The organism is Borreliella americana (genome assembly GCF_021043605.1).
In the GTDB taxonomy this organism is placed as follows: Bacteria; Spirochaetota; Spirochaetia; order Borreliales; family Borreliaceae; genus Borreliella; species Borreliella americana.
The window spans coordinates 1-7,629 of sequence record NZ_JAJNFB010000027.1 but is presented as its reverse complement, the minus strand read 5'-3'; the positions used below and the strand labels follow the sequence as shown (position 1 = coordinate 7,629).

The following is a 7,629-nucleotide window of genomic DNA, read 5'->3' as shown; positions in this document are numbered from 1 at the left end:
ATTTAAAGCCGGAAGTGTTTTTTGCTATTTCAAGGGATTATATCGATTATTAGATAAAAAAAGAACAGACAATCACTACAATAAAGCTTTATTTAACATGTTTACAGATTTAGAACAACAAGTATATAAATTTTATGGGAAGAAATACCCCGAACAAGGACCGTTAATAAAATGGATATTAAAAAACATAAAATAATAACAATTGCGTCAATTAAGGGCGGCGTTGGTAAAAGCACAAGTGCAATAATATTTTCTACCTTGTTATCTCAAAAATATAGGGTATTATTAATAGATATAGACACTCAAGCATCTACCACTAGTTATTTTTATAAAGAAATTGCAAATCAAAAGATTAATGTTGTAAGTAAAAATATATACAGAGTGTTAAAAGAAAAATTAGATATAAATAATGCAATTGTAAATGTTAAAGACAATATAGATCTAATACCTAGTTATTTGAGTTTACATAAATTTTCAAGAGAATTTATTCCTCTTAAAGAGTTAAGATTAAATTTTCTAGAAATATTGATAATATCAATTTGGTTATCTTTAAACTTGTGTTTGGTTTTTTGGAAAAGATAAGTCCGCCGCGAGTCAAGATTTTTTTCATTAAAATAATTTTCGTGAGCTTTTTGAATAGCCCGGAACTCTTCAGAATTAATGATAATTTCTCTAATACAAGTGACATTTCTTTTTTTAGCTATATTTACTTTTATATTGTAAAAATGCTCTCCAGTTTTGCTTAGTAGGGAAGTAATATCTTGTATTTTTACTTTTTGAATTTCTGAGCCCCTGCACCCACTTATTGCCAGTAGATGTAAAAACCAACCAGAAATAGGGTCAATTTTTTTCAATGTTTTGACGCATTTTTCAATTATTTTTATAGTTTTTGGGGTCAAATAAAATTTAGGAGTTGGTTTTGAAGCTTTTTTAGTAGGTTTGGAAGAAATTTTTAGTGAATTTTTAAGAATTTTGTTTTCATTTAATACATTTAGATAGTCTTGGAAGAATTTGAGCATAAAATCTGTATCGAAATTATTTAAATTAAAATAATTATTCATGTCCATAAAATCCTCTCCTTATAAGTGTTGCTTTCAAATTAAGTAAAAGTAATAAAAATAGATAAAAATAGTAATTTATATTGTACCAAAAACAAAAAATTTTAGTCAAATTTAGGGTGTATTCATTGCAAGAGAAATTTGGGTTGTAAGATGGGTGTGATAAACAGAATGTGCAGCTTCTGAGTGTGTCGGCTAAGAAAGACTACATACTTTAGCTGACTTATAGCAAAGACTTTGAAATTTAAGTTGTATGTGTTTTGTAGTCTTTTGTAATGAGCATCGCATTTGCAATGGAGAAATTTTGGGGAGTTGGTTAAAATTACATTTGCGTTTTGTTAATATGTAACAGTTGAATGTAATTAAATTAGATATTTAAAGCTTTAAAAAATTGTATTTATTGGGGTATTGCGTTATTATTGAGACTTACGGAGTAACTTATGAATAAAAATATAAATAAAAAAATGTTTATTATTTGTTGTGCTATTTTTGCTTTGATAAGTTCTTGCAAGAATCATACTTCATATGATGGTCAAAAAAGTAGTGATGAATCAGAAGTTAAAAATATAGAATTTTCTGAATTTACTGTAAAAATTAAAAATAAAGATACTAGTGGTAGTTGGGCAGACCTAGGAACTGTAGTTGTAAGAAAAGAAAGAAATGGTATTGAAACTGGGTTAAATGCTGGGGGACACACGGCTACATTCTTTTCATTAGAAGAATCAGAAGTTGATAACTTTGTAAAAGCAATGACTGCGGGCGGGTCATTTAAAGCTAGTTTGTATTATGGATATAAGGATGAACAAAATGTTGCAAACGGTACCAAAAATAAAGAGATAATAACAAAAATAGAAAATATTAATGGTTCTCAACATATAACATTTCTAGGAGATAAGACTACAGGAAATAAAACCGCTGAATATGCAATACCTCTAGAAGAGCTCAAGAAGAATTTAAAATAAAAGTACAAAGTAAAGGGGTAAGCAAATATGAATAAGATAATTAAGATAATGTTTATTGTTTGGTTAGTTTTTGCTTTGATAGTTTCTTGTAAAAATGATGTAAGCAATAAAGACTTAGAAAGTTTTAAAGAAGCCTCAGAAAGTTCAAATTCTAAACTTTCTGAAGTCGAACAAGATCTTAAAAAACAAGTTAAAGGATTTTTAGATATTTTAGATACAAAAGATTTAAATACATTGGATACAAAAGATATTGAAAAACAAATCCAAAAATTAAAGGAAAAAGTAGAAAAATTAGATTCTAAAAAAACTTCTCTTGAAAAATATTGTAAGTATGAAGAACAAATAAAAAAAATAAAAGAAAAATTAAAGGTAAAAGGACTTGAAGATAAATTGAAGGCCCTTGAAGAAATTTTAAAAAAGAAAAAAGAGGATAGAAAAAAAGCGTTACGAGAGGCTAGGCAAAAATTTGAAGAATTTAAAAAAGAAGTTAGTGCTACAACTGGAGATACTTATGGGCATAGAGCTGGAAATCAGGGACAGATTGGACGACAAGCTTGGATGGAGGCCAAAGAATTTGGTTTAAGTTTAAATTATTCTGGTAATAATGGTATTAATACTGGCGATATGGCAAATGGAGTTATAGAGGATGCGCTTACAAAGATTGAAGAAGAACTTAAAATCACTATAGAGTAAAGAGTAAAATGAGTTTTTAAAAACATAAATGTAAATTATAAAAAATAAGACTAACAATTAGTCTTATTTTTTATTTTATTTGTATTAACGTACTAATTAAAAAGAAAAGAATAGATATAAATAGAAATGTCAAACCTGATTTAGGGCTAAATAGATAAAATCTATAAATTCCTAAAAAACCAAAAAACATACATAATAATAGTGATAATGATAATATCTTATTTTTATTAGATATTTTATTTTGGTTCTTAACTTCACAATCAAAACAAATTTCAGATTCTTTTTTAATGGGTTTTTTGCAGAAATTACAAATTTTTCTATTCAAAGCTTCTGACATAATGTTACACTCCTTTTAAAAATACAATTTATTTATTTAAAAGTATTTAATATACATAAATAGTATTTTCATATGTTTTGCGTTTATAAACATTATAAATATAGTTCAAGAGTTAATGGACATTAGTAAGTCATTATTTTTTGTTAATAACTTACTAATTTGCGTTACTATTTAGAGTAACAATTTGTTAATTTTGTTATTTTAGGAGAATTTCTTTGAAAAGAGCCAAAAGGTCTTTTGATGATTATGTCGCATTCTTTAGAGAAGGGTCTTTAAGTGATAAAGAAATAGCGGGTAAATTAGGAGTTTCCAAAGTAAATGTGTGGAGAATGAGACAAAAATGGGAAAGTGGAGAAACTTCTTTTAACAAGGACTCTAGAGTATCAATTAGTGAGGATACTTTTGAACACCTTTTGTCGCAAACCTTTAGATCAGAAGTTAACGCTAGGAAAGTTAGAAGCGAATTGGATTTAGAGCGGGATAATTTAGAATTAGGGTTTATAAATGCATTTAAGCAATATTCTAGTGTTGAACTTGCTAGCATGCATACTAAAATAGAAAATTTAAGAACTAGAATTGACGCTTTAAATAAAGCAAATAGTAAAAAAAGCAATGAAGTTGTTGATGAAAATATTGAATCTTTGAAAAGTGAACTTAATGACCTTATAAAGGAGTGTTCAATAAGAGAAATGGAGCTTTACTATGGATGTATGAAAAAACTTGCAACTGCTAATGAGGCTGAAAGCAAAAACAACTACAAAAATAGTAAAGGATACAAGTGAATTTATATCAAACAAAACTTTTTACAACGCTTCAAAAAGAATACAAAAATAAATATGGAGTTGATATATCACAATTTGTAAAGCTAACAAACTCTTTAATTGATTTCGATAAGTTTGAAGAAAAACAGTTAACTTTAAAACAAAAAAATGTGATAAGAAGTATTCAAAAGAATAATGAAAAGAAGATTATACTTAGTGGTGGCATAGCTAGTGGCAAAACGTATCTTGCGTGTTATCTTTTTCTAAAAAGTTTAATTGAACATAAAAAGGCATACTCTAGTGATACTAATAATTTCATTATTGGAAATTCACAACGCTCAGTTGAAGTTAATGTTTTGGGACAATTTGAAAAGCTATGTAAACTTCTTAAAATTCCTTATATCCCAAGACATACAAATAATTCATATATTCTGATTGATTCACTTCGTATTAATCTATATGGAAGAGATAAGGCAAGTGATTTTGAAAGATTTGGGGGAAGTAATTCAGCACTTATTTTTGTTAATGAGGCTACAACTTTACACAAGCAAACTTTAGAGGAAGTCTTAAAAAGACTAAGATGTGGGCAAAAAACTATTGTTTTTGATACTAATCCCGATCATCCAGAACACTATTTCAAAACCGATTATATTGACAATATAGCGACTTTTAAGACATATAATTTTACAACCTATGATAATGTTTTTCTTAGTAAAGGATTTATCGAAACTCAAGAAAAGCTATATGAAGATATACCAGCATATAAAGCAAGAGTTTTGCTAGGTGAATGGATAGCAAGAGCGGATTCAATTTTTACACAAATAAATATTACTGAGGATTATGTGTTTACTAGCCCAATAGCATATTTAGATCCAGCATTTAGTATTGGAGGGGACAACACTGCTTTATGTGTTATGGAGAGGGTTAATGATAAGTATTATGCTTTTGTATTTCAAGATCAACGACCAGCCAATGACCCTTATATTATAAATATGGTAAAGACTGTTTTAGAAAATTTCAATATACATACACTGTATTTAGAGGATAGAGACGATACAAAAGGTTCTGGTGGATTGACTCGTGAATATATGAGGCTTAGGAGCAATATGAGTCAATATTTTAGAATTGCTCCGGTTAAACCAAAGTCTAATAAGTTTAGTAGAATAACAACTTTAATTACGCCTTTTACTTACAAAAAACTTTACATTACAAAGTACAGTAGTTCTTCTGTATTTAATGATATTTATGCTTATAAAGGGGATAACAAAATCCATGATGATGCTCTTGCCGCAATATCCACTGCATATTTGATATTATCTTTAGGATATAAGGAAAGAAGTGTTCATTTTGGCAATCAAAGATTTTTGTAAATTTTGTTGACAAAAATATTAGTTTTTGATATTATATATATAATTTAATAAAGAGAATTGAAAAGTTGTGTGATTTAAGAAAAGCAAAACCAATAGACAAAATAAGTTCATTAGAACTTTACAAATATTCAATATTTTTTAGAAATTACATTGAAAATGTAGCAGAAGACTGTCTCAAGAACGGACTTGTTCTTGAGAGCGCTGACCGCAATGTTAGTGAGTTTGAACTTGCTAGGTTAAAGGCGAAACTTAAAAATGCTTTGCTTAATTGTATTATAAGCTACCGTTTCCATGGAATTGGATATATTTTAGTAAAAACTAAAGATACGCTATTAGATCTTGAAGAACCGGTTAATATAGAGCTACCTATTGGATTTGAATATCTTGATTATGAATCTATTAGGGATTTAGGAATTGATTTTGACCATATAACTTACAAAGTAAAAACCAATAATAAGGTCAATTCTTTCGATGCCATTAAAATACATAAAAATCGTCTCATAATATATGAAAACTTTGATTTTATCTTAAAAAGATATGTTCCGTGTTATACAGAAAGTTTTTTGTTAGATATTTATTTATTTGAAAAAATATACGTTGAAATAGACAAGCGTATTGAAAACCACAATTTTTTGTTTTACAAAGACGAATCTTTAGTTCAACTGCAAGATGCACTCTCTAGCGCAACAACTTCTTTAAGTGCTCTTACTAAGAGTAGTAATAATGATAAAGGAAGCGGAATTTTATCTTCTTTTTTGAGAAAACAAAACTCAAATAATCATAATAAAGATATTTCTAATTTACGCAATCTTAATGACTCATTAGCACATGAGCTTGCTAGGCTTAAAAGCAATCTTAATAATGAGGGAATGTTTTACACTGCTACTCCGAACGCTAGTTTGGAGGTTGTTAAGTATGCCCTGACCTACTTAAAGGAGGCTTTAGCTTTAATTAAAGCAAAAATTGGCGCTGATACAAAAGAGCCATTAACTAGAAGTTTTAACGAGCAGGCCAAAGGGCTTGGAAATGATGGTAAAGGCGATAGGAGTAATTATTATGATTTTTTAAAAGGCGCGCAGGAGCAAGTTGAGAATTCTTGCAACTTAAAGCTAACTAAATGTTTTGGTCTTGATATGAGGGTTAATTCACTAGTTATGTTAAGTGAAGATCAAAAAGTAGAAAGAGATATTAAGCTAATTGAGCTTTACAACAAATATAACGAGCTTATACAAAAAAGTAGCTTTACTAATGGGGAGCTAGCTATTTTAAATGTTGGCGATAAAGTTTCCTTTATTGATGGACTAGGGGAAATTATAAAAACCACCATAAAAGAAACAAGCACAACGCTTAGCAACACAGGAGAGTGTTCATTGATACTTAAGTTAGAGGATGATTCTAACAAAATACGTAAAAAATAAGGGGTTAAAATGAGCGAAGACTATGAAATTTACAGAATGAATCAACGCCTTTATGGCCAGGCATTGGCTCAAGAAGACATAAAAAATTGGATTTACTCAAACATTTTCATAATGCGTATTGGCACTGTAAAAGAGTTTACACAACAAACTCAAGAAGCTATAGTTACAATACCCGAATTTGAAGATTTAGAAATTCACACAAAAAATATATCTAATATTGGTTTTGAACTATCAGAAGGCGACACCGTCTTATTACTTCAATCAAGTATTAATATTTTTGATAAAAATGACAATATTCACTTTGACAAACATCATTTTTATATACTTAGTGCAATTGGTCCAAAAACTTTAATATTTTTGTTTTATAAACATCCTGATTATCAGATATAAATACTTTAAGCTTATTTAGATCGTCAAATCTATTAGTTTTATTGAAATAATCTTTCATAAGACTTGCCCAATATTCTATACTCTTACGCTTAGGATTCTTGTCAAAAAGATTGATTAAAGCATCATCATTATCAGTACATAATGCCCGAATAAGAGCATTTATATTATTTTTTTCTTCACCTTCATTTACCCAATTTTAATATTAAACAATGCGTTTCTAAAAATTTCATAGCAATAAAACTTGTCGGTTTTCAATTTTTTATCAAAGTCTTTTAATTGATTTTGGTTTTGATTAATATCTTTTTTTGTTCTTGATTTTGATTAACACTAACTTGTTTGTTAGGCATAGAATTTGCGTTTTCATAAATTATTGTAAATAGGTGCTGCATCAGTATCCACTTCGCTTTTTATATGAAGACATGCAACTAAAGCATACCTTTTGAAATAAGTAATAGCTGATCCAACCATTTATGGTACTGTATTTACAACATTTTTAGACCCGTTTTCATTGTTCCATTGTAAGTTTTCTGTAAGCATTGGTGTATCAAAAGAAAATTCATATCCAGTACTTGTGCTGTAAAATGTAGTCCTAATAACATGCTCCTTTTGACCATCTACAAATTTAGATATTGGATATTGA

7 protein-coding genes and 4 pseudogenes are annotated in these 7,629 nt (G+C 28.4%); 8 read left to right on the top strand and 3 right to left on the bottom strand.

Going from position 1 to position 7,629, the window contains the following annotated elements:
• Together LRB30_RS05280 and LRB30_RS05275 are read left to right on the top strand one after the other, a co-directional pair.
• On the top strand, window positions 1-196 hold a 196-nt coding region (locus LRB30_RS05280; protein ID WP_231019999.1), incomplete at its 5' end, for a DUF226 domain-containing protein.
• A pseudogene (locus LRB30_RS05275) lies at window positions 172-510 on the top strand (ParA family protein); the annotation flags it as partial. The gene LRB30_RS05280 and the pseudogene LRB30_RS05275, both read left to right, overlap by 25 nt.
• Here LRB30_RS05275 and LRB30_RS05270 read toward each other — a convergent pair.
• Window positions 468-1,067: pseudogene (locus LRB30_RS05270) on the bottom strand (site-specific integrase); the annotation flags it as partial. The pseudogenes LRB30_RS05275 and LRB30_RS05270 sit on opposite strands and share 43 nt — an antisense overlap.
• A gap of 431 nt (window positions 1,068-1,498) precedes the next feature.
• Here LRB30_RS05270 and LRB30_RS05265 point away from each other — a divergent pair.
• Complete coding sequence (locus LRB30_RS05265) at window positions 1,499-2,020, top strand: Erp family outer-surface lipoprotein (RefSeq protein WP_231019997.1); 522 nt, start codon at window positions 1,499-1,501, stop codon at window positions 2,018-2,020.
• Window positions 2,021-2,047: 27 nt separating this feature from the next.
• The gene (locus LRB30_RS05260; protein ID WP_231019995.1) at window positions 2,048-2,713 is read left to right on the top strand and encodes an ErpL protein; all 666 of its coding nucleotides are present in this window, start codon (window positions 2,048-2,050) and stop codon (window positions 2,711-2,713) included.
• Between the two features lie 70 nt (window positions 2,714-2,783).
• Here LRB30_RS05260 and LRB30_RS05970 read toward each other — a convergent pair whose 3' ends face one another.
• A complete protein-coding gene (locus LRB30_RS05970; RefSeq protein ID WP_407928736.1) occupies window positions 2,784-3,050 on the bottom strand; it encodes an NINE protein in 267 nt (88 codons plus the stop codon).
• Between the two features lie 215 nt (window positions 3,051-3,265).
• Here LRB30_RS05970 and LRB30_RS05255 point away from each other — a divergent pair, with 215 nt between their 5' ends.
• From LRB30_RS05255 to LRB30_RS05240, 4 genes and pseudogenes are all read left to right on the top strand, one after another.
• Entirely contained in the window at window positions 3,266-3,832 is a 567-nt protein-coding gene (locus tag LRB30_RS05255; protein ID WP_231019993.1) for a DUF603 domain-containing protein, read from the top strand.
• Window positions 3,829-5,181, top strand: coding sequence for a PBSX family phage terminase large subunit (locus LRB30_RS05250; protein ID WP_231019990.1), 1,353 nt, complete (start codon window positions 3,829-3,831; stop codon window positions 5,179-5,181). The genes LRB30_RS05255 and LRB30_RS05250 overlap by 4 nt, the downstream gene beginning before the upstream one ends.
• A 65-nt stretch (window positions 5,182-5,246) precedes the next feature.
• On the top strand, window positions 5,247-6,599 hold the full coding sequence (locus LRB30_RS05245; protein WP_231019988.1) for an anti-CBASS protein Acb1 family protein: 1,353 nt from the start codon (window positions 5,247-5,249) through the stop codon (window positions 6,597-6,599).
• 9 nt (window positions 6,600-6,608) lie between these two features.
• Window positions 6,609-6,950, top strand: a pseudogene (locus LRB30_RS05240) (DUF777 family protein); the annotation flags it as partial.
• Here LRB30_RS05240 and LRB30_RS05235 read toward each other — a convergent pair.
• A pseudogene (locus tag LRB30_RS05235) lies at window positions 6,925-7,629 on the bottom strand (ERF family protein); the annotation flags it as partial. The pseudogenes LRB30_RS05240 and LRB30_RS05235 overlap by 26 nt on opposite strands.

Excerpts from the sequence above, each read along its gene's own strand:
- LRB30_RS05265 (WP_231019997.1), top strand. The coding sequence starts at position 1,499 with ATGAATAAAAATATAAATAAAAAAATGTTTATTATTTGTTGTGCTATT.
- LRB30_RS05260 (WP_231019995.1), top strand. The coding sequence starts at position 2,048 with ATGAATAAGATAATTAAGATAATGTTTATTGTTTGGTTAGTTTTTGCT.
- LRB30_RS05970 (WP_407928736.1), bottom strand. The coding sequence starts at position 3,050 with ATGTCAGAAGCTTTGAATAGAAAAATTTGTAATTTCTGCAAAAAACCC.